The organism is Ramlibacter sp. G4-7 (assembly GCF_057784995.1).
This window is the reverse complement of the sequence record NZ_JBYNTT010000005.1, coordinates 67,376-91,178: the sequence shown is the minus strand read 5'-3', so window position 1 is coordinate 91,178 and position 23,803 is coordinate 67,376. Positions and strand designations below refer to the sequence as shown.

Sequence of the window (23,803 nt, the reverse complement as noted above, 5' to 3'; positions counted from 1 at the left end):
GCTCCCGGGCCTCAGATGAACTGGCCCACGATGTCGAGCATGCGCTGCGGATCGAAGGGCTTGGCCATCCAGCCGGTCGCGCCGGCCTCTCGCCCTTTCTGCTTGAGCTCCGGGCTGGCTTCGGTCGACAGCACGATCAGCGCCACCGGGTCGTAATTGGGCAGGGCGCGCAGCTCGCGCACCAGCGTGACGCCATCCATGCGCGGCATGTTGTGGTCGGTCACGACCAGGTCGAAGACGCGCTTGCGCGCGAGCTCCAGCGCCTCGACGCCGTCGCCGGCCTCCGACACCTCGTAGCCCGCGCCCTGCAGCACGGAGGCGACCATGGCGCGCATGGAGCGGGTGTCGTCTACCACCAGAATGGATTTGTTCATTGTTGCTTGCTCCCGGACTTGTCGCGCTTCTTGCGGCTGGAAGGAAGGAACTGGGCGATCACCTCGAGGAGGCGGTCCTCGTCGAGGGGCTTGGTCAGGTACTCGTCGCAACCGGCCAGCGAACCGCGCAGCTTGTCGAAGGGCGAACTGCGGCTGGTGAGCATGACCACCGCCGTCTTCTTCATGGCCTGCTTGTTGGCCTTGATCATCTTGCAGACCTGGTAGCCGTCGATGCCGGGCAGCACCACGTCCAGGAACACGCAGGTGTACTCGCGGCTGCCGGTCAGGCCCACGGCCTCCTCGCCCGTCTCGGCGAAGTCGACCTCGAAGTTGAACGGCGCGAGCTTGGCCTTCATGAACATGCGCACCGAAGCGTTGTCGTCCACGACCAGCACGGTGTCGCCGAGCGCGCGCTTCTGCGCCGACGCCGCGTCCAGCGGCTGCGTGTTGGCGCCGCCCGGGTGGGAGCGGCCGGCGCTGGTCGCGGTCAGGGCCTTGTTGCCCAGGGGCAGCGTGCCGTCCTCGTCGGGCTTGCTGCCGCCGGAGGTGCTGACCGTCTGCTCCAGCGCCTGCAGCAGGCGGGCCCACTGCAGCGGGCGCGGCAGCAGCGGGTAGCCGGCGCTGTCGCCCGCGCCGACCATCACGGCCGGCAGGTTCGTGCGCTTGGACAGCGTCTTGAACTCGTTGAGCGATTCGGGGTTGTCGGCATCCACGAGGTAGATGTCGGCCGAGCCGCTCGCGGTGGTGGCAGGGTCGAACTGCACGAAGGCCGGATCGCGCCGGGCTGCCAGCGCGAAGATGCTGGCCAGCATCGAGCGCTCCACCGGGTTGAATCCGATCACGTCGACCAGGTATTGTTCGTTCAAGGTCACTTCAGCACCTCTGGCCCAGGAGGCCGAGTACGGCGTCCGCATCCGGGAGCCGGCCTTGCGGTTGCCTGCAAAGCATGCGGTCCACCAGCGGCTGCAGGTCTGCCGCCGGGGCGGGCAGGCGCGCGGGTTCGGCGAGCAGGCGCTGCGCGAGCACCTCCTCCACGGTGTCGCCGGGGAACGGGGCGCGGCCGGCCAGCAGTTCGTGCAGCAGCACGCCCAGGCTGTAGACATCGGCCGCGGGCGCGGCGGGCGCGCCCTGCAATTGTTCGGGCGCGACGTAGCGCGGCGTGCCGTACAAGGCGCCGGACGCAGCCTCCGCGTCGACGCTGCCGGCCGCCACGGTCAGGCCGAAGTCGGCCAGCACCAGGCTGGCGTCGGCGCGCAGCAGGAAGTTGCCGGGCTTCACGTCGCGGTGCACCAGGGCGTGCCGGTGCAACTGGGCCACCGCCTCGGCGGCCTGGCGCAGGATCGGCAGGGCCTGTTCACGCGGCAGCGCCCGTCCCATGCGGGAGGCCAGGTCGCCACCGGGAAGATGTTCCATCGCGAGGTAGGCCCAGGCCGCGGTGCGGCCCTGGCTGTGGATGCGCACCAGGTTGGGACCTTGCACGCGGGCCGCCACGGCGCAGTCGCGGTCCAGCGAGATGCCCGGCGCCGCTTCCAGCTTCAGCACGACGTCGGCGCGCTTGTTCAGGTCGAAGGCGAGCCAGGCGCGCGTGTTGCGGCCCCGGCCGATCGGGCGCAGCAGGCGGTAGCCCGGGATGCGCGGCGGCACTTCGATGATGGTCTCGTCGTCGCTGGCCGCCCGGGGCGAGCGCCAGAACAAGGATGCGTCGGGGGCGACTGCGCTCGGCATGGTCAGAGTCCCATCTGCGCGAGGTCGTCGAGCAGCGTGCGGGCCGAGGGATAGCGCTGCTCCCGGTCCTTGGCCATCATGCTTTCCATGAGGGCCTGCAGGTGGGCATGCTCGGGCGGCAGCATGGGGACGGGGTCGTGCACGTGCATGCGCAGCAGCTCCTGGGCGGAATTGGCGTGGTAGGGCTTGCGCCCGGTGAGCAGCTCGAAGGCGAGCACGCCCAGGCTGTAGATGTCGCAGCGGGCGTCGACGCCCTTTCCGAGCGCCTGCTCGGGGCTGAGGTAGTAAGGCGTGCCGACGATGTCGCCGTCGCCCGTGTCGGTGATCTTCATCGCCGTCTGCTTGGCCACGCCGAAGTCCGCCAGGGCCAGGCTGCCGTCGCTGCGCAGCATCAGGTTGTCCGGCTTGAGGTCGCGGTGCACGATGCCGACGTCGTGGATCGCCGCGAGGCCGGCGGCGGTCTGCTTGATGTACGAGAGCGCCGTCGCCTGGTCCAGCGGACCGGCCTTCATGCGCGCGCGCAGGTCGCCCTGCGGGAAGTACTCCATCGCGATGTAGGCATGCGCCACCGAGAAGTCCTGGCGGAAGATGCGCGCGACGTTCGGGTGCTGGATCTGTGCGAGCAGCGCGAATTCCTGGATGAAGCGCTGCAGGCCGTCGGCCTCCACCGCCCGATCGAGCTGCATCACCTTGAGCACCTGCGGCGGCCCGCCCTCCGCGGCCTGCGCCAGGAAGATGGAGGCCATGCCGCCCTCCCCGATCTTGCGCAGGATGCGGTAGCCCTCGATCAGGAACTGGGCGCCCGACATCCCCGCGGCCGTGGCCGGGGCGGCGCCGTGGCGCTTGCGTCCCTGGCTGTTGGCGGCGAGCGCCTCGCGCAGCATGTCGAACACGCGCTGCGGCGTCTGCGAGCCCTTGCGCGGCACCAGGCCGGTCACTTCGACCACGTCGATGAAGGTGTGGTCCGGAAGTCCGACCGAGCCGATGCGGCCGCCGTCGGCCCGGCCCGCGGCGGCGAGCCGCGTGCCCGCCGATGTGGCTACGCTCCAGTTCAGATCCATCGCGGTGACTTCCAGCAGGCGGGCCACCTCGACAGCATCGCCGATGGCATGCACTTTGACGCTGCCGCCGTTGTTGCGTCGCGACAATTCGGCCTGTCCGAGGTGAACGCCCGCCGCGAGCGACAGCACCGGCAGGCCGGCCAGCTGCGGCTTGCTCGCCGCGAGCTGCGCCAGCTGCACGGCTTCGTGCACGGCGAGGATGGCGGCGTGCAGTCCGCGTTGGGCGTGGTTCGGCTTGCGGTCGTCGTGCTTGTTGCTGAACACCGCGAGGATGGAATCGGGCCGTCGCTGCGCCACCTCGCCCCCGAGTTTCAGCACGGGTTCGGTCAGCACGCGCCGCACTTCGTTGACGAAGGATGCGGCTTCGTCCGGGCCCAGCGCGTTGGCCACGGCCGAGAAGTTGTGCAGGCGGGCATAGAGGAAAGTGGCGACCGTCAGCCCTTCGACCAGGCTGGCGTCCGTGGTGCCCAGCACCGAACTCAGCTGCGACTCTCCGACGAAGTCGGCCAGCCCGGGCGCTTGGGGCGCCTCGGCGGGTGAACGGGCTTCCAGAGGTTGTCGCATTTCGTTACATGGTACCGTTCAACTACATCTCGTCACAAGCGGCCGGGCTACTTTGTCACACGGTCGCAACGCAGCAATGCGGTACCTCTGCACATCCGGGCAGTCTGTTACAAATCGCGCGGAAGAGCGGCAGCGCGCGGCCGGCAGCCGGTTGATCGCCGTGGCGGCGCGAAGCTGCCCCATCGGTGGCGCGCTCATTGCTACGATCCCGGGCCATGTCCATCCACGCTGCCCTGAACCACGTCACGCATTACAAATACGACCGGGCAGTCAACCTGGGACCCCAGGTCGTGCGGTTGCGCCCCGCCCCGCATTCGCGCAGCAAGATCATTTCGTACTCGCTGCGGGTCGAGCCGGCCACGCACTTCATCAACTGGCAGCAGGACCCGTTCGCGAACTACCAGGCGCGCCTGGTGTTCCCGGAGAAGACGACCGAGTTCAAGGTGACGGTCGACCTGGTCGTCGAGATGGCGGTCTACAACCCCTTCGACTTCTTCCTCGAACCCAGCGCCGACAAGTTCCCCTTCCAGTACGAGCCGCAGGTCGCCGAGGAGCTCGTGCCCTACCTCGCCTGCGAGCCGCTCACGCCCATGGTGCAGGCCTACCTGGAGAAGATCGACCGCACGCCGCGCACCACCATCGACTTCCTGGTGGCACTGAACCAGCAGCTGCAGCGCGACGTGCGCTACCTGATCCGCATGGAGCCGGGCGTGCAGACGCCGGAGCAGACGCTGCAGCTCGCGAGCGGCTCCTGCCGCGACTCCGGCTGGCTGCTGGTGCAGCTGCTGCGGCGCCTGGGGCTGGCGGCGCGCTTCGTCTCCGGCTACCTGATCCAGCTGAAGTCCGACGTGAAGGCGCTCGATGGCCCGAGCGGCACCGAGGTGGACTTCACCGACCTGCACGCCTGGTGCGAGGTCTACCTGCCCGGCGCCGGCTGGGTCGGACTGGATCCGACCTCCGGCCTGCTCGCGGGCGAAGGGCACATTCCGCTGGCCTGCACGCCACAGCCTTCCGGCGCCGCGCCGATCGAGGGCCTGATCGACGAGGCCGAGGTGGAGTTCAGCCACCACATGGAGGTCACGCGCATCCACGAATCCCCGCGGGTGACCAAGCCGTACACCGAGGACCAGTGGCAGCACGTGGTGGCCCTGGGCCACGCGGTCGACCGTGATCTGCAGGCCGGGGACGTGCGCCTGACCATGGGCGGCGAGCCGACCTTCGTGGCCGTCGGCGACCGCGATGCGGCCGAGTGGAACACCGACGCGCTCGGCCCCACCAAGCGCGCCTATGCCACCGACCTGGTGCACAAGCTGCGCACCGAGTACGGCAAGGACGGCTTCCTGCACTTCGGCCAGGGCAAGTGGTATCCCGGCGAGCAGCTTCCGCGCTGGGCGCTGTCGATCTGCTGGCGTGCCGACGGCCAGCCGTGCTGGCGCAACCCGGACCTGTTCGCCGACGAGCGCCAGGCCGCGCACTACACGAGCGAGGACGCACAGCGCTTCATCCGCAGCCTGACCGCGCGCCTGGGCATCAGCGACCAGTACGTCCAGGCCGCCTACGAGGATGTCTTCTACTACCTGTGGCGCGAGCGCAAGCTGCCCGTCAACGTGGACCCCTTCGACTCGCGCCTGGACGACGAACTCGAACGCACGCGCCTGCGCCGGGTCTTCGAGCAGAAGCTGGGCTCCGCCGTCGGCCACGTGCTGCCGCTGGAGGCCCGGGAGGACGCCCCGGAGCTGGGCGGGCCGCGCTGGAAGACGGGCCCCTGGTTCCTGCGCGACGACCGCCTGTTCCTCATCCCCGGCGACTCGCCCATGGGCTACCGGCTGCCGCTGGACTCCCAGCCCTGGGTGCGCAAGGCCGACTACCCCTTCCTGGTCGAGCGCGATCCGATGGCGCCGGTGGACGCGCTGCCGGCGTTCGACGAACTGCGCGGCCGCTACGAGCAAGGCGGCGCGACCCAGCGCACGGAAGCACCGCGCGTGTTCCAGGACGTGCGCGGCGCGCCTGGCCAGGAGCAGGCTGGCACCGGCACGGGCAGCGGCCTGCCGGGCGAGGCCGCCGACTTGCAACGCGCGCCGGCCCGGCACGAGTCCGCGAACTGGATCACGCGATCGGCCCTGTGCGTCGAAGTGCGCGACCCGCAGCGCGCCAACGGACCGAAGGCCGAAGCCGAGGCGGGCGGCAAGAGCAGCCTCCTCTACGTGTTCATGCCGCCGCTGGCGCGCCTGGAGGACTACCTCGAGCTGCTCGCCGCCGTCGAAGCAACCGCCGAAGAACTGCACATGCAGGTCGTGCTGGAAGGCTATCCGCCGCCGCGCGATCCGCGCCTGAAGCTGCTGCAGGTCACGCCGGACCCGGGCGTCATCGAGGTGAACATCCACCCCGCGCACGACTGGGACGAGCTCGTCGACCACACGGAGTTCCTGTACCAGGCCGCCTTCGAGTGCCGCCTCTCGGCCGAGAAGTTCATGACCGACGGCCGCCACACCGGCACCGGCGGCGGCAACCACTTCGTGCTCGGAGGCGCGACGCCGGCGGACTCGCCTTTCCTGCGCCGGCCGGAGCTGCTGGCCAGCCTGCTGCTGTACTGGCACAACCATCCCAGCCTCAGCTACCTGTTCAGCGGACTGTTCATCGGCCCCACCAGCCAGGCGCCGCGCGTGGACGAAGCGCGCAACGACCAGCTCTACGAGCTCGAGATCGCGCTCAGGGAGATCGACCGCAACCGGCAGGCCTACGGCCAGGCCATGCCGCCGTGGCTGGTCGACCGCACCCTGCGCAACATCCTGATCGACGTCACCGGCAACACGCACCGCAGCGAGTTCTGCATCGACAAGATGTACTCGCCCGACGGGCCGACCGGCCGCCTGGGCCTGCTGGAGCTGCGCGCCTTCGAGATGCCGCCGCACGCGCGCATGAGCGTGGTGCAGCAGTTGCTGCTGCGCGCGCTCGTCGCCCGCTTCTGGCGCGAGCCCTATCGCGCGCCCGTCACGCGCTGGGGCACCGAGCTGCACGATCGCTGGCTGCTGCCCACCTTCATCTGGATGGACCTGCAGGACGTGCTTACCGAGACGAAGCAGGCCGGCTACGAATTCGACCCCCACTGGTTCGCGCCGCACTTCGAGTTCCGCTTCCCGGTCGCGGGCGACCTGAACGTGCTGGGCATGGAGCTGACGCTGCGCAACGCGCTGGAGCCCTGGCACGTGATGGGCGAGGAAGGCGCAACCGGCGGCACGGTGCGCTACGTCGATTCCTCGCTGGAGCGCGTCGAACTCAAGGTCACCGGCCTGAACCAGAGCCGGCACGTGATCACCGTCAACGGCCGGGCGCTGCCGCTGCAGCCCACGGGCACGGCCGGCGAATTCGTGGCCGGCGTGCGCTATCGCGCCTGGCAGCCGCCCTCGGCGCTGCATCCCACCATCGGCGTGCACGCGCCGCTGACCTTCGACATCGTGGACACGTGGATGCACCGCTCGATCGCCGGCTGCCGCTACCACGTCGCGCATCCGGGCGGCCGCAACTACGTCACCTTCCCGGTGAACGCCTACGAAGCCGAAAGCCGCCGCCTCGCGCGCTTCTTCCGCATGGGCCACTCGCCGGGCCGGCTGCAGGTGCCGCCGGCGACCATCAACGTGCCGGGCAGCCGCGAATTCCCGTTCACGATGGACCTGCGCCGTCCTCCGTCGAGCTAGAGCCCACGGCCGTCGGGCGGCCGCAACATCCGCGGCGCGCCGCACGAAGCGGATGGGACAATCCCGCGCAGTGGACTCCCTCAACGACTCGCTGTTCGGCGCCCAGGCCGGTGAGACGCCAGCCGCGCTCGCCGCGGCCCTGGCGCCCCCGGCTGCGGCCGGCCACTACGACGAGTTGCGCGGCGGGCTCGGCCACGACGCCGCTCCGGCCCCGGCCTGGGGCCGGTTCTTCGAGCAGCTCGGGCGCGAAGGCTTCGCCGACCTGGACCGCCGCACCACGGAATTGCAGCGGCAGGTGCGCGACAACGGCATCACCTACAACGTCTACGCCGACGCCGGCGGGCCGCAGCGCCCGTGGTCGCTGGACCTGTTCCCGCTGATCCTCACGCCGCAATCCTGGCAGCGCATCGAGGCCGGCGTGCTGCAGCGCGCGCGCCTGCTCGAACGCATCCTGCAGGACATCTACGGGCCGCAGGAACTGCTGGCGCGCAACCTGCTGCCGCCGGCGCTGGTGCAAGGCCATCCCGGCTACCTGCGCGCCATGCATGGCGCCAAGCCGGCCGGCGGGCGTCACCTGCACATCGCCGCCTTCGACCTGGCGCGCGACACCGACGGCGCCTGGTGGGTGGTGGCGCAGCGCACGCAGGCGCCCTCGGGCCTGGGCTACCTGCTGGAGAACCGGCTGATCATCTCGCGCCTGTTCCCGGAGGCCTTCCGCGAGCTGAAGGTGCAGCGGCTTGCCGCGACCTACCGCGCCCTGCTGGAAAGCCTCACGGCGCTGTGCCCCGGCGGCGAGCGCGAGCCGCGCATCGTGCTGCTCACGCCCGGCCCGTACAACGAGACCTACTTCGAGCACGCCTACCTCGCGCGCTACCTGGGCCTGACGCTGGTGGAAGGCAGCGACCTCACCGTGCGCCACGAGCGCCTGTTCCTCAAGACGCTCAAGGGCCTGGAGCCGGTGCACGGCGTGCTCAAGCGCCTGGACGACGAATTCCTGGACCCACTGGAGCTGCGCGCCGACTCGCACCTGGGCGTGCCGGGCCTGCTGCAGGCGATCCGTGCGGGCAACGTGCTGGTGGCCAACAGCCCCGGCTCCGGCTTCCTGGAATCCAGCGCCCTGCTCGGTTTCCTGCCTGCCATGAGCCGCCGGCTGCTCGGCGAGGAGCTGAAGCTGCCCGCCCTGCCGACCTGGTGGTGCGGCGAGCGGGCTTCCATGCTCTCGGTGCTGCCGCAGATCGGGCAGAGCGTGATCAAGTCCACCTACGGCGGCGCCAATGCCGGCGCGGTCCTGGGCCGGACCCTGCCGCGCGCGCGGCTGGACGAATGGGCCGGCCGCATCATGCGCGAGCCCGGCGAGTACACCGTGCAGGCCTACCTGCCGCTGTCGCAGATGCCCACCTGGAACAGCAGCCCGCACGGCAACCGCATCGTACCGCGCTCGCTGCTGCTGCGCGTGTTCGCCGTCTCCGACGGCGCGCAGGGCTGGCGGGTGCTGCCCGGCGGCCTCACCCGCATCGGGTCGCGCGACTTCGACATCGCCTCCATGCAGCGCGGCGGCAGCAGCGCCGACACCTGGGTGCTGACCGAAGGCGAGGTGGACCGCACCAGCCTCCTGCACCACGAGCACCCGTCCGTGGACACGCCGCACCGCAACCGCACCGTCACCAGCCGCGCGGCAGAGAACCTGTTCTGGCTCGGACGCTACACGGAGCGCACGGAGAACACCTCGCGGCTCGCCCGCCTTGCCATCGAAAGCCTCAACGGCGAGGACCAGTCGGCGCAGCCGCTGCTCGCCTGGCTGGGCCAGGCCGCGGTGAGCAGCGGACTGGTGCTGCCCGCCGTGCCTGCGCCGACGCAGGCGCGGCGCGTGTTCGAGCGCTCGCTGATCGCCGGCCTGGGCGACACCAAAAAGGTGGCGAGCGTGGGCTACAACCTCTCGGCCCTGCGCAACGCCGCCGCCGCCGTGCGCGAGCGCCTGTCGGTGGAACAGTGGAACCTGAAGGTGCGCGCGGAGCAGGAGTTCCGCGCCGGCTGCGCGGCCTGCACCGGCGATGGCGACTATTCCCCCGTGGAGGCGATGCGCGTGCTGGAGGTGCTCTCCAGCCACACCGCCGCGATGACCGGGGCGCAGACCGACCGCATGACCCGCGACGACGGCTGGCGCCTGCTGTCCACCGGCCGCCACCTGGAGCGACTGGGCTTCCTGGCGCAGGCGCTGGCCGGCGCCTTCCACACCGGCGCCGTGCACGACGAGGCCGGCTACGAGGCCGTGGTGGCGCTGTTCGACAGCACCATCACTTTCCACGCCCAGTACCAGCAGCGGCACGACATCGCCGCGCTGGTCGACCTGCTCGTGCTGGACCGCGACAATCCGCGTTCGCTGGGCTGGGTGGCGCAGACGCTGCGCGGGCGGCTCGCGCGCATGGCGAATTCTCCGCAGGGCGTGATGCCCGTGATCGCGATGGTGGTGCCCGACCCGCAGCGCTGGACGCTGGAGGCGCTGTGCGCACGCGACGCGCACGGGCGCCACGCCGTCCTGCTCGAACTGCTGCAGCAGTGCGTGGACGCGGCCTTCCGGCTGTCCGACGACCTGAGCGCGCGCTACTTCGCGCACTCCGGCGACGCGCGCTTCTCGGTGGGGGCCTGAGCATGCTGCTGCACGTCGTCCACGAGACCGCCTACGACTACGCGCCCATGGTGCGCACCGCGCAGCACATGGTGCACCTCAAGCCGCGCGCCGACGAGCGCCAGCAGGTGCTGCGCCACCGGCTGTCGATAGCCCCGGCGCCGGTGCAGCGCGGCGAGGCCGTCGACGTGTTCGGCAACACGCGCAGCTTCTTCAGCCTGGAATACGCGCACGAATTCCTGCGGGTCGTCGCCGACACCGTGGTGTCGACGTCCGAGCCCGAGGCGCCCGCCAGCAGCCTGCCCTGGGAAGAGGTCGTCGAACGCATGCGCTACCACCGCGAGGCGCGCTACGACCCCGCGGCGGAATTCGCCTTCGCCTCGCCCTACGTGCCGCGCGACGACGCCTTCGTCGCCTACGCGCAGCCCAGCTTCGCCAAGGGACGCCCCTTGCTCGAGGCGGCGCGCGACCTGATGGCGCGCATGCACGAGGACTTCGAGTACGCCACGACCGCGACCGACGTGAACACGCCGGCGCTGGAGGCGCTGAAGCTGCGCAAGGGCGTCTGCCAGGACCTGGCGCACGTGATGCTGGGCTGCCTGCGCAGCCTGGGCCTGTCCGCGCGTTACGTGAGTGGCTACCTGTTGACCGAGCCGCCCCCGGGGCGGCCGCGCCTGGTGGGCAGCGATGCCTCGCACGCCTGGGTGTCGGTGTACCTGCCGGCCGCGGGAACGGGCGGCGAATGGGTCGACCTGGACCCGACCAACGACCGCAGCCCCGGCGAGGACTACGTCACGCTGGCGCTCGGCCGCGACTATTCCGACGTCTCGCCCATGCGCGGCGTGATCCACGGCGGCGCGCACCACACGTTGCGGGTGGGGGTGACCGTCGCGCCTGCCGGCGATGACGCCATGGCCGCTGCTGCGCCGACGATGACAAAATGACCCGCATGCGCGCTGCGCGCCGTCGAGCGCGCAGCGCCAGTCATTTCGTCATCAGGAGCAGAACATGAACGTCTACGACAAGCTCAAGGAACTGAACATCACCCTGCCCCCGGTCGCCACGCCGGCGGCCGCGTACGTGCCTTTCGTCCGTACGGGCAACCTCGTCTTCCTCTCGGGCCATGTCGCCAAGAAGGACGGCAAGTCCTGGGTCGGCCAGCTGGGCAAGACCATGCAGACCGAGGAAGGCAAGCAGGCGGCCCGCGCGATCGCCATCGACCTGATGGGGACACTGCACGCGGCCGTGGGCGACCTGAACAAGGTCAAGCGCATCGTGAAGGTCATGAGCCTGGTGAACTCCGCGCCCGACTTCACCGAGCACCACCTGGTCACCAATGGCGCCAGCGAGCTGTTCGGCCAGGTCTTCGGCGAGAAGGGCGCGCACGCGCGCAGCGCTTTCGGCGTCGCCCAGATCCCGACGGGCGCCTGCGTGGAGATCGAGCTGATCGCGGAGGTCTGACCCTGCGGCTCCCTCCCCGCAGGGGGAGGGAGAAAAGCATCATTCGTCCAGCAGCCCGCCCTTGTAGAAGCTGTACGCCGTTCCGTCGTGCAGGTAGAAGAAGCCGTCCGCGCAGCCGTCCTTGCCGGGGAAGAATTCCCGGTACTTCTTCGGCACCAGCCGCTCCAGCTCCTCGTCCGACAGTTCGTCGAACTCCTGGGGCGTGATGGGCCGTCCGGCGCGCAGCCAACGGCGCTCCATCACTCGACCCGGGTGACGCCCAGCGGCTTGAAGCCCAGGTCGGCCTGCTTGCCCTTGCGGCCGCGCGCGCCCTTGGCGTTGTTCAGCGAGCGGATCTCCAGCACTTCCTCGCGCTCCTTGTCGCCACGGCCCAGGCCGGTGATGCGCACCGAGCGCGTGTAGGCCGCCGCGCCCGCGAGTTCCTCCTTGGGCTCCAGGTCCATCAGCATCAGGCCGCGGCCGCCGTTGCTCATCGGCTTGAGCTCGCTGATCTCGAAGGTCAGGATGCGCTTGCCGGTCGACGCGCAGCACACGTGCGTGGCGAAGCCGGGCGTCTGCGGCACGCCGATCAGGGAAGGACGGCAGACGGTCTCGCCCGCGCCCAGCGACAGGAAGGACTTGCCGCCCTTTTGCCGGGACACCAGGTTCTCCAGCGCCGCGACGAAGCCATAGCCGCCGGAATTGGACAGCAGCAGCCAGGTATTGCCGGCGCCGGCGAAGTAGTGCACGAGCTGGGTGCCCGCCTCCAGCTCGATGATCGTCGTCAGCGGCTGGCCGTCGCCGCGCGCGCCCGGCAGGATGGACACCGGCACGGAGTACACGCGCCCGTTGCTGCCGAAGGCCAGCAGCGTGTCGACCGTGCGGCACTCGAAGGTGCCGTAGAGGCCGTCGCCCGCCTTGAACGCGAAGCTGGCCGCGTCGTGCCCATGGCCCTGGCGCGCGCGCACCCAGCCCTTCTCCGACACGACCACCGTCACCGGCTCGTCCACCACCTTCACTTCCGCCACGGCCTTCTTCTCGGCCTGGATCAGCGTGCGGCGCGCATCGCCGAAGGTCTTGGTGTCGGTCTCGATCTCCTTGACCATCAGCCGGCGCAGCGCGGCGGGCGAGCCGAGGATCTCCTCCAGCTTGCCCTGCTCGGTGCGCAGCTCCTTGAGTTCCTGCTCGATCTTGATCGCCTCCAGCCGTGCCAGCTGGCGCAACCGGATTTCAAGGATGTCCTCGGCCTGCCGGTCGCTGAGGTTGAAGCGCGCGATCAGCGCCTGCTTCGGCTCGTCGCTGTGGCGGATGATCCGGATCACCTCGTCGATGTTCAGCAGCACCAGCTGCCGGCCCTCGAGGATGTGGATGCGGTCCAGCACCTTGTCCAGCCGGTGCCGCGACCGGCGCTCGATGGTGCGCTGGCGGAACTCGATCCACTCGGTGAGCATCTGGCGCATCGACTTCTGCACCGGCCTGCCGTCCAGGCCGACCATGGTGAGGTTGATCGGCGCGGAGGTCTCCAGCGAGGTGTGCGCCAGCAACGTGGTGGTCAGCTCCTGCTGGTCGATCTTGCTGGTCTTGGGCTCGAACACCAGCCGCACGGCGGCGTCCTTGCTCGATTCGTCGCGCACCGCGTCCAGCACCGACAGCACGGTCTGCTTCAGCTGCACCTGGTCCGTCGACAGGGCCTTCTTGCCGGCCTTGACCTTGGGGTTGGTCAGTTCCTCGATCTCTTCGAGCACCTTCTGCGAGCTCACGCCCGGCGGCAGTTCCGTCACGACCAGCTGCCACTGGCCGCGCGCCAGGTCCTCGATCTTCCAGCGCGCCCGCACCTTGAGCGACCCGCGCCCGGAGGCGTAGGCCTCGGCGATGTCGGCGGTGCTGGAGATGATCTGGCCGCCGCCCGGGTAGTCCGGCCCGGGCAGCAGCGCGAAGAGGTCCTCGTCGGAGAGCTTGGGGTTCTTCACCAGCGCCACGCAGGCCTCGGCCACCTCGCGCAGGTTGTGCGAAGGGATCTCGGTCGCCAGGCCCACCGCGATGCCGCTGGCGCCATTGAGCAGTGCGAAGGGCAGGCGCGCGGGCAGCACCACCGGCTCCTGCGTGCTGCCGTCGTAGTTGAGGATGAATTCGACCGTGCCCTCGTCGATCTCCTCCAGCAGCAGGTTGGAGATCTTGGCCAGGCGCGCTTCGGTGTAGCGCATCGCCGCCGCGCCGTCGCCGTCGCGGCTGCCGAAGTTGCCCTGCCCATCGATCAGCGGGTAGCGCTGCGCGAAGTCCTGCGCCATGCGCACCAGCGCGTCGTACGCAGCCTGGTCGCCGTGCGGATGGAAGCGGCCCAGCACGTCGCCGACCACGCGGGCGCACTTCACGGGTTTGGCGCCGGCGTTGCCGCCGCCGAAGCCCAGGCCCATGCGCCACATCGAGTAGAGGATGCGCCGCTGCACCGGCTTCTGGCCGTCGGCCACGTCCGGCAAGGCGCGGCCCTTCACGACGCTCAGGGCGTACTCCAGGTAGGCGCGCTGGGCGTAGCTCGCCAGGTCCAGCCCGCTGCCGTCGTCGCCGTTCGCGAAGGAGATGAGTTCCTGCTCCATGGTGTTTCTTCTAGGGGGTCAAGGGGGTGGGTGCCGTGTACTGCAGGTCTTCCTGCGACATGGTCACGATGCGCCGTTCGGAGCCGCCGCGCAGCTCCGCGTCCATGCGCTGGTTCAGCCTGTGCAGCAACTGCTTGGGCGGCGTCTCGTCGGGCGGCACCGCCGTCATCACGATGCGAAAGCGCAGGTACTCGGCCCGCGCCGCCGCCAGGGGTTCCTTCAGTCCGGCCACAAGGATACGCGTTGCCACCGTGGCCGCCGCTTCCGCCGGCGCGGCGCCTTCGGCCAGCACGCCGATGCGCGCATGCGCCAGCCGCGCGGCCACGTCGCCGTCGCGCATCAGCGAGTCGCGCACGCGGCTGGCCGCGGCCAGCACGGCCGACTCGGCGGCTTCCGGGCCGAATTCGTCGGCCAGCGCCGGCAGGTTCTCGATGTGCACCAGCATGACCACGCTGGGGTGGCCGTAGCGGCGCGTCAGGTGGCGCGCGGCCTGGATGCGCTCGGCCAGCACCAGCGGCGTGGCAAGCCCCGTGAGCGGGTCGACGGTGTTGCGGGCGTGCACGCGCGCGCGGGTCTCGCCGAAGATGCGTCCGCGCCACGCGCTCGCCAGGTAGGTGCAGGCTGCCCACACGGTGAGCAGGCCGGCCACCAGCACGGCATCGTCCAGGTCGTACGGCGGCTCGTCGGCTGCGACCACCAGTGCGGCGAGCACCAGCGCGCAACACGCGGGCGGCAACCACCACACCCAGGGCCGGCTCTGGCGCCAGGCCCGCAGCAGCATCAGCACCACCACGGACGCCCACAGCACGATGCCGGCCACCAGCGCCCCGTCGGTGTAGATCGCCACGATCCCGAGCACCGGCAGCACGCCGGTGCTGGTGGCGAGCAGCCAGCGGCGCGCCTGGCGCATGCCGCCGGCGTGGCTCATGAGCTCGATCAGCTGCAAGCCCGCGAGCGCGGGCACCAGCAGCAGCACGGCGGGCCGCAGCAGCGGGTTGTTGCCCACCAGCGCCTGCACCGCGACCACCCCCATCAGCGTGGCGGCGCCATGCAGCAGCAGGCTGCGCTCGCGGTAGATGTTGGCCTGGATGACGGCCAGGAACACCAGCAGCACCTGGGCGCCCACGCAGGCACCCAGCCACAGCTGCGCGGAATCGATGTGCTCGCTCACGGGCCCGGCGCTTCCCGGCCGCAGCCCTTGTCCTGGCGCTGCTGCATGCGTCAGTAATCGAGCACGGTGTCGGCGTCCGACCCGGCTGCGGCCGGCGGCATCGCGGCGGCGCCGGGGGCAGGCGGCAGGTTGCGCCGCGCGGACGGGCCGGGCAGTTCCATCTGCACGCGCCGCGGCGCCTCGCCTCCCGCGGCCGCCATGGCCGGCGGCTTGAGCATCCCGTACAACTGCATGACGGTCTTCACGTAATTCTGGGTCTCGCGGAAATTGGGCACGCGGTTGCCGGCGCGCTGCACGGCGCCCTCGCCCGCGTTGTAGGCGGCCAGGGCGAGTTCGAGCTGGCCGGGGAACATGCGGATCAGGTCGCGCAGGTAACGCGAGCCCGTGCGGATGTTGGTGCGCGGGTCGGCCAGCTTGCGCGCGACCGGTGTCCTGGTGTCGCCCGCAACGCCGTAGCGTTCGGCGGTGGCCGGCATGATCTGCATCAGGCCGACCGCCCCCTTGGGCGACACCGCCGTGGGGTCGAAGCCGGACTCGGTGGCGATCAGTGCCTGCAGCAGTTCGAGGTCGATGCCCTGCTCGCGCGAGGCCTCGCGCAGGTGGTGCTTGACCTGCCGGTAGCTGGGGGAGATGTCGAAGTAGGCCAGCAGCTTGCTCGCCGACCGGGTGGGCACGCCCACCGCGCGCGGCGTCTGCACGCCCTCGGCGGTGTCGAAGCTCTCGCCGCCGCGGAAGAACAGCTCGTAGCGCTCGTCGACCTTCTCGGACGCGAAGTGCGCCACGCCCTTGTCGTCGACGTAGCCCCAGACCTCCGCGTGCGCGGGCGCCGCTGCCAGCGCGGCGGCGAACAGCACGGCGCAGGCGAGGCGGCGCATCATCCGGGCAGCTCCAGGCCGCCTTGCCGGCGGCCGGCGAATTCTTCCTGCAGCATGGACAGGACCACGAGCGAGTCGTATCCGCCCTGCACCTTCACGGCCTGGCGCAGCTCGCCCTCGACGACGAAGCCTTCGGTGTCGTACAGGCTCCTGGCCCGCACGTTGCGCTTCTTGACGTCCAGCCAGAAGCGATGCGCCCCGAGGTCGTCGAAGGCGATCTTCTTGGCCACGCGCAGGGCCGCCCGGCCGAAGCCCTGGTTCTTGTCCCGCACGACCATGCGCTTGAGCTCGATCGACTGGTGCTGGTTGCGGCAGCCCACGAGGATCATGAAGCCGCCGGCGTCCAGCCCGTCGCCCGCCTCGATGATGAAGTGGCGGAAGTCGGGAAAGCGGATCGCCGCCTCGTGCTGGATCCGCTCCCAGGGCGTGATGTACGGCAGGTTCTCCGGATCGCGCTCGAGCGACAGCACGAACTCCAGGTCGCTCTGCATGGTGGGGCGCAGCCGCACGCGCGCGTGCGGGCGGGTCACGGCGGCTGCGACACCGTTCATCTCAGTGCACCATGGCGATCATGACGGCACTCGGCGCGTACGAGCGCGCTGCCGGATCCACTGCCGCCGCGGAACCGGCTTTGCCGGGCCGCTGGGGGCGCCCCCTCGAGGGGGATGCGCCGAAGGCGCTTCGGGGGTGGGTCATATGTCGATTTCCACGGCGTCGCCGTGCAGTTCCATCAGCTCGCGGCGGGCGGCGGCTTCGCCCTTGCCCATGAGCTTCGTGATCAGGGACTCGGTGCCGGTGAAATCCATCTTGCCCAGTTGCACCGGCAACAGGCGCCGGGTGTCGGGATTGAGCGTCGTTTCCCACAATTGTTCCGCGCTCATCTCGCCCAGGCCCTTGAAGCGGCTGATCGCCCAGGATCCTTCCTTGACGCCTTCCTTGCGCAGCTTGTCCAGGATGTGCGTCAGCTCGCCCTCGTCCAGCGCGTACTCCTTGCCGGCCGGCTTCTTGCCGCGCGCCGGCACGTCCACGCGGAACAGCGGCGGGCGCGCGACGTAGACGTTGCCCGCCTCGATCAGCTTGGGGAAGTGGCGGAAGAACAGCGTCAGCAGCAGCACCTGGATGTGCGAGCCGTCGACGTCGGCGTCCGAGAGGATGCAGACCTTGCCGTAGCGCAGCCCCGAGAGGTCCACGCTGGTGTCGCTCGCGCCATGCGGATCGACGCCGATCGCCACCGAGATGTCGTGGATCTCGGTGTTGGCGAACAGGCGGTCGCGCTCGACCTCCCAGGTGTTGAGCACCTTGCCGCGCAAGGGCAGGATCGCCTGCGACTCCTTGTTGCGGCCCATCTTGGCGCTGCCGCCGGCCGAATCGCCTTCGACCAGGAACAGCTCGTTGTTGGCCAGGTCCTTGCTCTCGCAGTCGGTGAGCTTGCCGGGCAGCACGGCGACGCCGGAGCCCTTGCGCTTTTCCACCTTCTGGCCGGCCTTCTGGCGCGACTGCGCCGCCTTGATCGCGAGCTCGGCGAGCTTCTTGCCGTATTCGACGTGCTGGTTCAGCCACAGCTCCAGCGCGGGGCGCACGAAGCTGGACACCAGGCGCACGGCGTCGCGCGAGTTCAGCCGCTCCTTGATCTGCCCCTGGAATTGCGGGTCCAGCACCTTGGCCGACAGGACGTAGGAAGCACGGGCGAAGACGTCCTCGGGCAGCAGCTTCACGCCCTTGGGCTGCAGGTTGTGCAGCTCGATGAAGCTCTTGACCGCGTTGAACAGGCCGTCGCGCAGGCCGCTGTCGTGGGTGCCGCCGGCGGTGGTCGGGATCAGGTTGACGTAGCTCTCGCGCACCGGCTGGCCGTCCTCGGTGAAGGCCACGCACCACGCCGCGCCCTCGCCTTCGGCGAAGTTCTCGTTGCTGTCGGCAAATCCTTCACCCTCGAACAAGGGGATCACCGGGTCCCCGGTCAGGGTCTGCATCAGGTAGTCGCGCAGGCCGCCCTTGTACTGCCAGGTCTGCGTTTCCTTCTTCTTCTCGTCGACCAGCTGCACGGTGACGCCGGGCATGAGCACGGCCTTGCTGCGCAGCAGGTGCGCCAGCTCGTTCATCGGCACCGCGGTGCTGTCGAAATACTTCGCGTCCGGCCAGACACGCACGGTGGTGCCCTGCTTGCGGTCGTCGGGGCCGGTCTTGCGCTTCTTCAGCTTTTCCTCGACGTCGCCGCCCGCGAACACGATGGTCGCCGCCTCGCCGTCACGGTAGCTGGTGGCCTCCAGCCGCTTGGCCAGCGCGTTGGTCACCGACACGCCCACGCCGTGCAGGCCGCCGGAGAAGCTGTAGGCGCCGCCCTTGCCCTTGTCGAACTTGCCGCCCGCATGCAGCCGGGTGAACACCAGCTCGATGACGGGCGCCTTCTCCTCCGGATGCAGGCCGAAGGGGATGCCGCGGCCGTCGTCCTCCACGCTCACGGAGCCGTCGCCGTGCAGGATGACGCGGATGCGCTTGCCGTGGCCTGCCAGGGCCTCGTCGGCGGCGTTGTCCAGCACCTCCTGCAGCACGTGCAGGGGGTTGTCGGTGCGGGTGTACATGCCGGGCCGCTGCTTGACGGGCTCCAGCCCTTTCAGCACGCGGATCGAACCTTCGGAGTACTCGGAGGGTTTGGTGGCCATAGGGGTGGGGATTGTAGTCGGCGAGTCTTGCGCCACTGGATGCATGTACAGAGGAGCCTACATTCATGCGCGACTCTCATCAATCCCCGCAAAACATTTCAACAGGGTTGTCAGGCGCGGCACAAGCCTGCGTGAGGCCTTCCCGCTACAGTCCGCGCATGAATCCCGCCGAACGCAAGCTTTCGATGGCGCAGGTGCTGGCCTGCGGCGCCATGATCGTGACGCTCTCCATGGGCATCCGCCACGGCTTCGGCCTCTGGCTTCAGCCCATCACCCAGGCCCAGGGCTGGACCCGCGAGACCTTCGCCTTCGCGCTGGCCATCCAGAACCTGGCCTGGGGCGTGACCGGCATCTTCGCCGGCATGCTGGCCGACCGCTTCGGCGCCTTCAAGGTGCTGATCATGGGCGCCGCGCTCTATGCACTGGGGCTGGCGGGGATGGCGCTGTCGCCCGATGCCTTCACCTTCACCCTGACCACCGGCCTCCTGATCGGCGCGGCCCAGGCCGGCACGACCTACGCGGTGGTCTACGGGATCATCGGCCGCCAGATCGCGCCGGAGAAGCGTTCCTGGGCGATGGGCGTGGCGGCGGCGGCCGGCTCCTTCGGCCAGTTCCTGATGGTGCCGGTGGAAGGCTTCCTGATCGGCGGCATCGGCTGGCAGCAGGCGCTGCTGGTGCTGTCGCTGGTGGTGCTGGTGGTGGTGCCGCTGGCTTTCGGCCTGCGCGAGCCGGGGTTCGGCGGCGGCGCCGTGCCGGTCAAGCGTGACCAGACCATCGTGCAGGCGCTCGCCGAGGCTTTCAAGTACCCCAGCTTCCAGCTGCTGATGGCCGGCTACTTCGTCTGCGGCTTCCAGGTGGTTTTCATCGGCGTGCACATGCCCAGCTACCTGAAGGACAAGGGCCTGTCGCCCCAGGTCGCGAGCTACGCGCTGGCGCTGATCGGCCTGTTCAACGTGTTCGGGACCTACATCGCGGGCGCGCTGGGCCAGAAGCTGGCCAAGCGCAAGATCCTGGCCTTCATCTACCTGGCCCGCTCGGTGGCAATCGCCCTGTTCCTGTGGGCGCCGCTGTCGCCGCTGTCGGTCTACATCTTCTCCGCCGTGATGGGCCTGCTGTGGCTGTCGACGGTGCCGGTGACCAATGCCTCCATCGCCGGCATCTTCGGGGTGGCCCACCTGTCGATGCTGGGCGGCTTCGTCTTCTTCAGCCACCAGATCGGCTCGTTCATGGGCGTGTGGCTGGGCGGCCTGCTGTACGACCGCACCGGCAGCTACGACATCGTCTGGTACCTCTCGATCGCGCTGGGCGTGTTCGCGGCGATCGTGAACCTGCCGGTGCGCGAGGCGCCGATCGCACGCGAGCGGGCGCAGCCGCAACCGGCGTGACATGAGCGCGCGCGCCAAGCACGTCCTGGCCTGGCTGGCCGCCACGGCCGTCCTCGCGGGCGTGTTCGCGCTTTACACGCGGCCCGACATGATGGTGGCGGTGAGCGAGATGATCTGGGCCTGCTTCCGGTGACGAGGCGTTTCCTCCTATCCCATCAGGGGCTGCGCCAGCCCGGCCGCCGCGTTCACAATCCGCGGCCATGAACGTCACCCTCATCACCGGCGGCTCCGACGGCATCGGCGCCGAGATGGCGCGCCAGCTCGCGGCCAGGCACAAGGCAGGCATCGCCCTGGTCCTCGCGGGCCGCAGCCAGGACAAGCTCGATGCCGTCGCCGCCGAGTGCCGGGCGCTGGGCAGCGAGGTGCTGACCGTGGCCATGGACATGGCGGTCGAAGCCGATTGCCGCGGACTCGTCGCCCGCACGGTCGAACGCTTCGGCCGGCTGGACACGCTCGTGAACAATGCGGGCATCTCGGCGCAGGCCCTGTTCGAGGACGTACGCGCCGAAGACCTGCGGTGGTACCAGGACTTGATGCAGGTGAACCTGTGGGGTGCCGTGTGGTGCACGCACGCCGCCCTGCCCCACCTGAAGGCCAGCCGCGGGCGGATCGTCGCCGTCAGTTCCCTGTCGGGCCTGCTGGGCGTGCCGGGCCGCTCTGCCTATGCAGCCACCAAGTTCGCCATGACCGGTTTTTTCGAGGCGCTGCGCGCCGAGATGAAGAACCAGGGCGTGAGCGTGACCATCGCGTACCCGGGTGTCGTCCGCACGAACCTGCGCCATCGCGGCTACGACGCGCGGGGCCAGGCCGCCGGCTCCAGCGGATTGAAGGAAGACGACGCGATGAGCGTCGAAGAATGCGCCCGGCTCATCGTCGAGGGCATGGAGCGCCGCCAGCGCGACATCGTCATGACGGCCAAGGGCAAGCTGGGACGCTTCATCAAGCTGGTCGCCCCATCGCTCGTGGAGAACATGGCCTTGAAGGCGCTCAAGGAAGACGTGCGCCCCCGATAGCGCCCACCCTGCCCTCCCCCGGAACGGGAAAAAAGAGCCATGCACGGTACCGAAGAACCTTCCCCCTGGATCACCCGCTTTGCCCACCTCGTGCCCGCCGGCGGCACAGTGCTGGACCTGGCTTGCGGGCGCGGGCGGCACGCGCGCTTCTTCGCCCGGCGTGGCCACCGCGTGCTGGGCGTGGACCGCGATGCGGACGCGCTCGCCACCTTGCAGGGCGTGGCCGAGACGCTGCAGGCCGACATCGAGAACGGCCCCTGGCCGCTGGCGGGCCGCAGCTTCGACGCGGTCATCGTGACGAACTACCTCTGGCGCCCTCTCTTTGCCCCGATCGCCGGGGTGGTCGCTCCCGGCGGCGTGCTGCTGCACGAGACCTTCGCACAGGGCAACGAGACGGTCGGCAAGCCGGCGCGTCCCGACTTCCTGCTCGCGCACGGTGAACTGCTGCAGGCCTACCCGGGACTGCGGGTGGTGGCCTACGAGGACGGCTTCCTCGACCACCCGCCCCGTTACCTGCAGCGGATCGCCGCCGTGCGCGCGCCGGACGGCCCCCCGCCTCCCCGTTACCTGCTCTAGTTAGAATCCTCCATTCCCGGGAAGAACCCCATGACACCGATTACAGGCAGCATCGTGGCGCTCGTGACGCCGATGCACGAGGACGGCAGCGTCGATTACCCGACGCTGCGCAAGCTCGTCGACTGGCACATCCAGCAAGGCACGGACTGCATCGGCGTGGTCGGCACCACGGGCGAATCGCCCACCGTCGACGTCGAGGAACACGAGGAAATCATCCGCGTGTCCGTGGAACAGGCGCGCGGCCGGGTGCCCATCATGGCCGGCTGCGGCGCGAACTCCACGGTGGAGGCGATCGCGCTGGCCAGGTACGCGCAGAAGGTCGGCGCCGACTGCCAGCTGCAGGTCGTCCCCTACTACAACAAGCCCACGCAGGAAGGCCTGTTCCGGCACTTCAAGGCGATCGCCGAGGAAACCGGCGACCTGCCCATGGTGCTGTACAACGTCCCCGGCCGCACGGTGGCGGACATGCAGCACGACACGGTGCTGCGCCTGGCGGACGTGCCAGGCATCGTCGGCATCAAGGAAGCGACCGGCAACATCGAGCGGGCCCAGTGGCTGCTGCGCGATGCGCCCAAGGGCTTCTCGGTGTACTCGGGCGACGACCCGAGCGCCGTCGCGCTCATGCTGTGCGGCGGCCAGGGCAACATCAGCGTGACGGCCAACGTCGCGCCCAGGCAGATGCACGAGCTGTGCGTGGCGGCGATCGCCGGTGACGCCAGGCGCGCCATGGAGATCCAGTTCCAGCTCATGCCGCTGCACAAGCACCTGTTCGTGGAAGCCAATCCGATCCCGGTGAAGTGGGCGATGGCCCGCATGGGCCTCATGGGCGGCGCGCTGCGCCTGCCGATGACGCCGCTCGCCAAGGGCAACGAGGCGGTGGTGGAAGGCGCGCTTCGCGCCGCGGGCCTGCTGCAGGCGGCCTAGGACAAGACAGAGGGGATTCGATGAAGTTGACCGTGAAGTTCGGCCTGCTGGCCATGGCCGTGGCCCTTTCCGCCTGCTCCGTGCTGGAAGGCGACAAGATCGACTACAAGAGCGCGCAGAAGGGCCCGACGCTGGAAGTGCCGCCCGACCTGACGCAGCTCAACCGCGAATCGCGCTACGTCGTGCCCGGCGGCGGCCCCGTTTCCGCGAGCAGCTATGCGCTGGGCCAGTCCGTCCCCAACCTGCCCACCGCCGCGACCGCGGTTGGCGATGTGCGCATCGAGCGTGCGGGCAACCAGCGCTGGCTGGTGGTGAACCGCCCGGCCGACCAGCTCTGGGGCCCGGTGCGCGACTTCTGGCAGGAGAGCGGCTTCCTGCTCGCCATGGACCAGCCCAACCTGGGCATCATGGAGACGGACTGGGCCGAGAACCGCGCCAAGATCCCGCAGGACTTCATCCGCAACTCGCTGGGCAAGGTGATCGACTCCGCCTATTCGACCGCGGAGCGCGACAAGTTCCGCACGCGCTTCGAGCGTTCCGCCACCGGCTCCACCGAGATCTACGTCAGCCACCGCGGCATGCAGGAGGTGTACGCCAACCGCGAGCAGGACCAGACCGTGTGGCAACCGCGCGCGGCCGACCCGGAACTCGAAGCCGAGTTCCTGCGCCGCCTGATGGTCAAGCTCGGCGCGCCGCAGGCGCAGGCCGCTGCTGCGGCCAACGTCGCTTCGGACAAGCCGAGCTCGCGCGTGGCCTCGCTCAACAACCAGCCGGTGGTCGTGATCGACGAGGGCTTCGACCGCGCCTGGCGCCGCGTCGGCCTGGCGCTGGACCGCACCGGCTTCACGGTCGAGGACCGCGACCGCAGCCAGGGCACGTACTTCGTGCGTTACGTGCCGCCGAACCCGGACAAGAAGGAGCCCGGATTCCTGGGCAAGCTGTTCAGCCGCGCCACCCCGGCCGAGCAGCCGCTGAAGTACCGCATCAACCTGAAGTCCGAAGGCCAGACCACCACGGTGTCCATCCTCAACGCCAGCGGCGCTCCCGAGACCTCCGCCAATGCGCAGAGGATCGTGCAGGTGATCGCGGACGACCTGAAATAAGCAGGATCCGGGGCCCG

General features: G+C 69.8%; 20 protein-coding genes. 10 read left to right on the top strand and 10 right to left on the bottom strand.

The window, feature by feature from the left end; translation table 11 throughout:
* Positions 1 to 11: 11 nt before the first annotated feature.
* Genes AC3EGR_RS08715 through AC3EGR_RS08700 form a run of 4 tightly spaced genes read right to left on the bottom strand, consistent with a single transcriptional unit; the run spans position 12 to position 3,724 of the window.
* Positions 12 to 374 carry a response regulator gene (locus AC3EGR_RS08715; protein WP_488546070.1) on the bottom strand — a complete coding sequence of 121 codons (363 nt, stop codon included), beginning with the start codon at positions 372 to 374 and terminating at the stop codon, positions 12 to 14.
* The gene (locus tag AC3EGR_RS08710; protein WP_488546069.1) at positions 371 to 1,246 is read right to left on the bottom strand and encodes a response regulator; all 876 of its coding nucleotides are present in this window, start codon (positions 1,244 to 1,246) and stop codon (positions 371 to 373) included. The genes AC3EGR_RS08715 and AC3EGR_RS08710 overlap by 4 nt, the downstream gene beginning before the upstream one ends.
* A 1-nt stretch (position 1,247) precedes the next feature.
* A complete protein-coding gene (locus AC3EGR_RS08705; protein WP_488546068.1) occupies positions 1,248 to 2,099 on the bottom strand; it encodes a serine/threonine-protein kinase in 852 nt (283 codons plus the stop codon).
* Positions 2,100 to 2,101: 2 nt separating this feature from the next.
* A complete protein-coding gene (locus tag AC3EGR_RS08700; RefSeq protein ID WP_488546067.1) occupies positions 2,102 to 3,724 on the bottom strand; it encodes a protein kinase domain-containing protein in 1,623 nt (540 codons plus the stop codon).
* Positions 3,725 to 3,939: 215 nt separating this feature from the next.
* Between AC3EGR_RS08700 and AC3EGR_RS08695 the strand changes: the two genes are divergently transcribed.
* The 4 genes from AC3EGR_RS08695 (at position 3,940) to AC3EGR_RS08680 (ending at position 11,506) form a co-directional block, all read left to right on the top strand.
* The gene (locus AC3EGR_RS08695; RefSeq protein WP_488546066.1) at positions 3,940 to 7,419 is read left to right on the top strand and encodes a transglutaminase family protein; all 3,480 of its coding nucleotides are present in this window, start codon (positions 3,940 to 3,942) and stop codon (positions 7,417 to 7,419) included.
* Positions 7,420 to 7,489: 70 nt separating this feature from the next.
* A complete protein-coding gene (locus AC3EGR_RS08690; RefSeq protein WP_488546065.1) occupies positions 7,490 to 10,066 on the top strand; it encodes a circularly permuted type 2 ATP-grasp protein in 2,577 nt (858 codons plus the stop codon).
* A 2-nt stretch (positions 10,067 to 10,068) separates the two neighbouring features.
* Complete coding sequence (locus tag AC3EGR_RS08685; protein WP_488546064.1) at positions 10,069 to 10,989, top strand: transglutaminase family protein; 921 nt, start codon at positions 10,069 to 10,071, stop codon at positions 10,987 to 10,989.
* A gap of 64 nt (positions 10,990 to 11,053) precedes the next feature.
* Complete coding sequence (locus AC3EGR_RS08680; RefSeq protein WP_488546063.1) at positions 11,054 to 11,506, top strand: RidA family protein; 453 nt, start codon at positions 11,054 to 11,056, stop codon at positions 11,504 to 11,506.
* A gap of 39 nt (positions 11,507 to 11,545) precedes the next feature.
* Here the strand turns inward: AC3EGR_RS08680 and AC3EGR_RS08675 are convergent, their stop codons facing one another.
* The 6 genes from AC3EGR_RS08675 to AC3EGR_RS08650 all read right to left on the bottom strand — a co-directional run bounded on the left by AC3EGR_RS08675 (position 11,546) and on the right by AC3EGR_RS08650 (position 18,785).
* Complete coding sequence (locus tag AC3EGR_RS08675) at positions 11,546 to 11,746, bottom strand: hypothetical protein (protein WP_488546062.1); 201 nt, start codon at positions 11,744 to 11,746, stop codon at positions 11,546 to 11,548.
* The gene (parC, locus tag AC3EGR_RS08670; RefSeq protein ID WP_488546061.1) at positions 11,746 to 14,079 is read right to left on the bottom strand and encodes a DNA topoisomerase IV subunit A; all 2,334 of its coding nucleotides are present in this window, start codon (positions 14,077 to 14,079) and stop codon (positions 11,746 to 11,748) included. Before parC ends, AC3EGR_RS08675 begins: the two co-directional genes overlap by 1 nt.
* Positions 14,080 to 14,089: 10 nt before the next feature.
* Positions 14,090 to 15,250, bottom strand: a complete 1,161-nt coding sequence (locus AC3EGR_RS08665; RefSeq protein ID WP_488546060.1) for a diguanylate cyclase domain-containing protein — start codon at positions 15,248 to 15,250, stop codon at positions 14,090 to 14,092.
* 50 nt (positions 15,251 to 15,300) lie between these two features.
* Positions 15,301 to 16,125 carry a lytic transglycosylase domain-containing protein gene (locus AC3EGR_RS08660; RefSeq protein WP_488546265.1) on the bottom strand — a complete coding sequence of 275 codons (825 nt, stop codon included), beginning with the start codon at positions 16,123 to 16,125 and terminating at the stop codon, positions 15,301 to 15,303.
* Entirely contained in the window at positions 16,125 to 16,676 is a 552-nt protein-coding gene (locus AC3EGR_RS08655; RefSeq protein ID WP_488546059.1) for a GNAT family N-acetyltransferase, read from the bottom strand. Before AC3EGR_RS08655 ends, AC3EGR_RS08660 begins: the two co-directional genes overlap by 1 nt.
* Before the next feature lie 141 nt (positions 16,677 to 16,817).
* Positions 16,818 to 18,785: a DNA topoisomerase IV subunit B gene (locus AC3EGR_RS08650; RefSeq protein ID WP_488546058.1), complete on the bottom strand. Its 1,968-nt coding sequence runs from the start codon at positions 18,783 to 18,785 to the stop codon at positions 16,818 to 16,820.
* Between the two features lie 158 nt (positions 18,786 to 18,943).
* On the opposite strand from AC3EGR_RS08650, the gene AC3EGR_RS08645 reads away from it, so the two are divergent.
* The 6 genes from AC3EGR_RS08645 to bamC all read left to right on the top strand — a co-directional run bounded on the left by AC3EGR_RS08645 (position 18,944) and on the right by bamC (position 23,786).
* Positions 18,944 to 20,170 (top strand): MFS transporter, encoded by a 1,227-nt coding sequence (locus tag AC3EGR_RS08645; RefSeq protein WP_488546057.1) that lies wholly within the window; start codon positions 18,944 to 18,946, stop codon positions 20,168 to 20,170.
* Position 20,171: 1 nt separating this feature from the next.
* Complete coding sequence (locus AC3EGR_RS08640; protein ID WP_488546056.1) at positions 20,172 to 20,303, top strand: hypothetical protein; 132 nt, start codon at positions 20,172 to 20,174, stop codon at positions 20,301 to 20,303.
* Positions 20,304 to 20,370: 67 nt separating this feature from the next.
* Positions 20,371 to 21,183, top strand: a complete 813-nt coding sequence (locus AC3EGR_RS08635) for an SDR family oxidoreductase (protein ID WP_488546055.1) — start codon at positions 20,371 to 20,373, stop codon at positions 21,181 to 21,183.
* 39 nt (positions 21,184 to 21,222) lie between these two features.
* Positions 21,223 to 21,759, top strand: coding sequence for a class I SAM-dependent methyltransferase (locus AC3EGR_RS08630; protein ID WP_488546054.1), 537 nt, complete (start codon positions 21,223 to 21,225; stop codon positions 21,757 to 21,759).
* A gap of 30 nt (positions 21,760 to 21,789) precedes the next feature.
* Positions 21,790 to 22,683, top strand: coding sequence for a 4-hydroxy-tetrahydrodipicolinate synthase (dapA, locus tag AC3EGR_RS08625; RefSeq protein ID WP_488546053.1), 894 nt, complete (start codon positions 21,790 to 21,792; stop codon positions 22,681 to 22,683).
* Positions 22,684 to 22,703: 20 nt separating this feature from the next.
* Positions 22,704 to 23,786 carry an NlpB/DapX family lipoprotein gene (bamC, locus tag AC3EGR_RS08620; protein WP_488546052.1) on the top strand — a complete coding sequence of 361 codons (1,083 nt, stop codon included), beginning with the start codon at positions 22,704 to 22,706 and terminating at the stop codon, positions 23,784 to 23,786.
* Positions 23,787 to 23,803: the final 17 nt, after the last annotated feature.

Bases quoted from the DNA above. Each gene is read 5' to 3' on its own strand.
- AC3EGR_RS08715 (WP_488546070.1), bottom strand. From the start codon at position 374: ATGAACAAATCCATTCTGGTGGTAGACGACACCCGCTCCATGCGCGCC.
- AC3EGR_RS08705 (WP_488546068.1), bottom strand. From the start codon at position 2,099: ATGCCGAGCGCAGTCGCCCCCGACGCATCCTTGTTCTGGCGCTCGCCC.
- AC3EGR_RS08700 (WP_488546067.1), bottom strand. From the start codon at position 3,724: ATGCGACAACCTCTGGAAGCCCGTTCACCCGCCGAGGCGCCCCAAGCG.
- AC3EGR_RS08695 (WP_488546066.1), top strand. From the start codon at position 3,940: ATGTCCATCCACGCTGCCCTGAACCACGTCACGCATTACAAATACGAC.
- AC3EGR_RS08685 (WP_488546064.1), top strand. From the start codon at position 10,069: ATGCTGCTGCACGTCGTCCACGAGACCGCCTACGACTACGCGCCCATG.
- AC3EGR_RS08680 (WP_488546063.1), top strand. From the start codon at position 11,054: ATGAACGTCTACGACAAGCTCAAGGAACTGAACATCACCCTGCCCCCG.
- AC3EGR_RS08675 (WP_488546062.1), bottom strand. From the start codon at position 11,746: ATGGAGCGCCGTTGGCTGCGCGCCGGACGGCCCATCACGCCCCAGGAG.
- parC (WP_488546061.1), bottom strand. From the start codon at position 14,079: ATGGAGCAGGAACTCATCTCCTTCGCGAACGGCGACGACGGCAGCGGG.
- AC3EGR_RS08660 (WP_488546265.1), bottom strand. From the start codon at position 16,125: ATGCGCCGCCTCGCCTGCGCCGTGCTGTTCGCCGCCGCGCTGGCAGCG.
- AC3EGR_RS08655 (WP_488546059.1), bottom strand. From the start codon at position 16,676: ATGAACGGTGTCGCAGCCGCCGTGACCCGCCCGCACGCGCGCGTGCGG.
- AC3EGR_RS08650 (WP_488546058.1), bottom strand. From the start codon at position 18,785: ATGGCCACCAAACCCTCCGAGTACTCCGAAGGTTCGATCCGCGTGCTG.
- AC3EGR_RS08645 (WP_488546057.1), top strand. From the start codon at position 18,944: ATGAATCCCGCCGAACGCAAGCTTTCGATGGCGCAGGTGCTGGCCTGC.
- AC3EGR_RS08640 (WP_488546056.1), top strand. From the start codon at position 20,172: ATGAGCGCGCGCGCCAAGCACGTCCTGGCCTGGCTGGCCGCCACGGCC.
- AC3EGR_RS08635 (WP_488546055.1), top strand. From the start codon at position 20,371: ATGAACGTCACCCTCATCACCGGCGGCTCCGACGGCATCGGCGCCGAG.
- AC3EGR_RS08630 (WP_488546054.1), top strand. From the start codon at position 21,223: ATGCACGGTACCGAAGAACCTTCCCCCTGGATCACCCGCTTTGCCCAC.
- dapA (WP_488546053.1), top strand. From the start codon at position 21,790: ATGACACCGATTACAGGCAGCATCGTGGCGCTCGTGACGCCGATGCAC.
- bamC (WP_488546052.1), top strand. From the start codon at position 22,704: ATGAAGTTGACCGTGAAGTTCGGCCTGCTGGCCATGGCCGTGGCCCTT.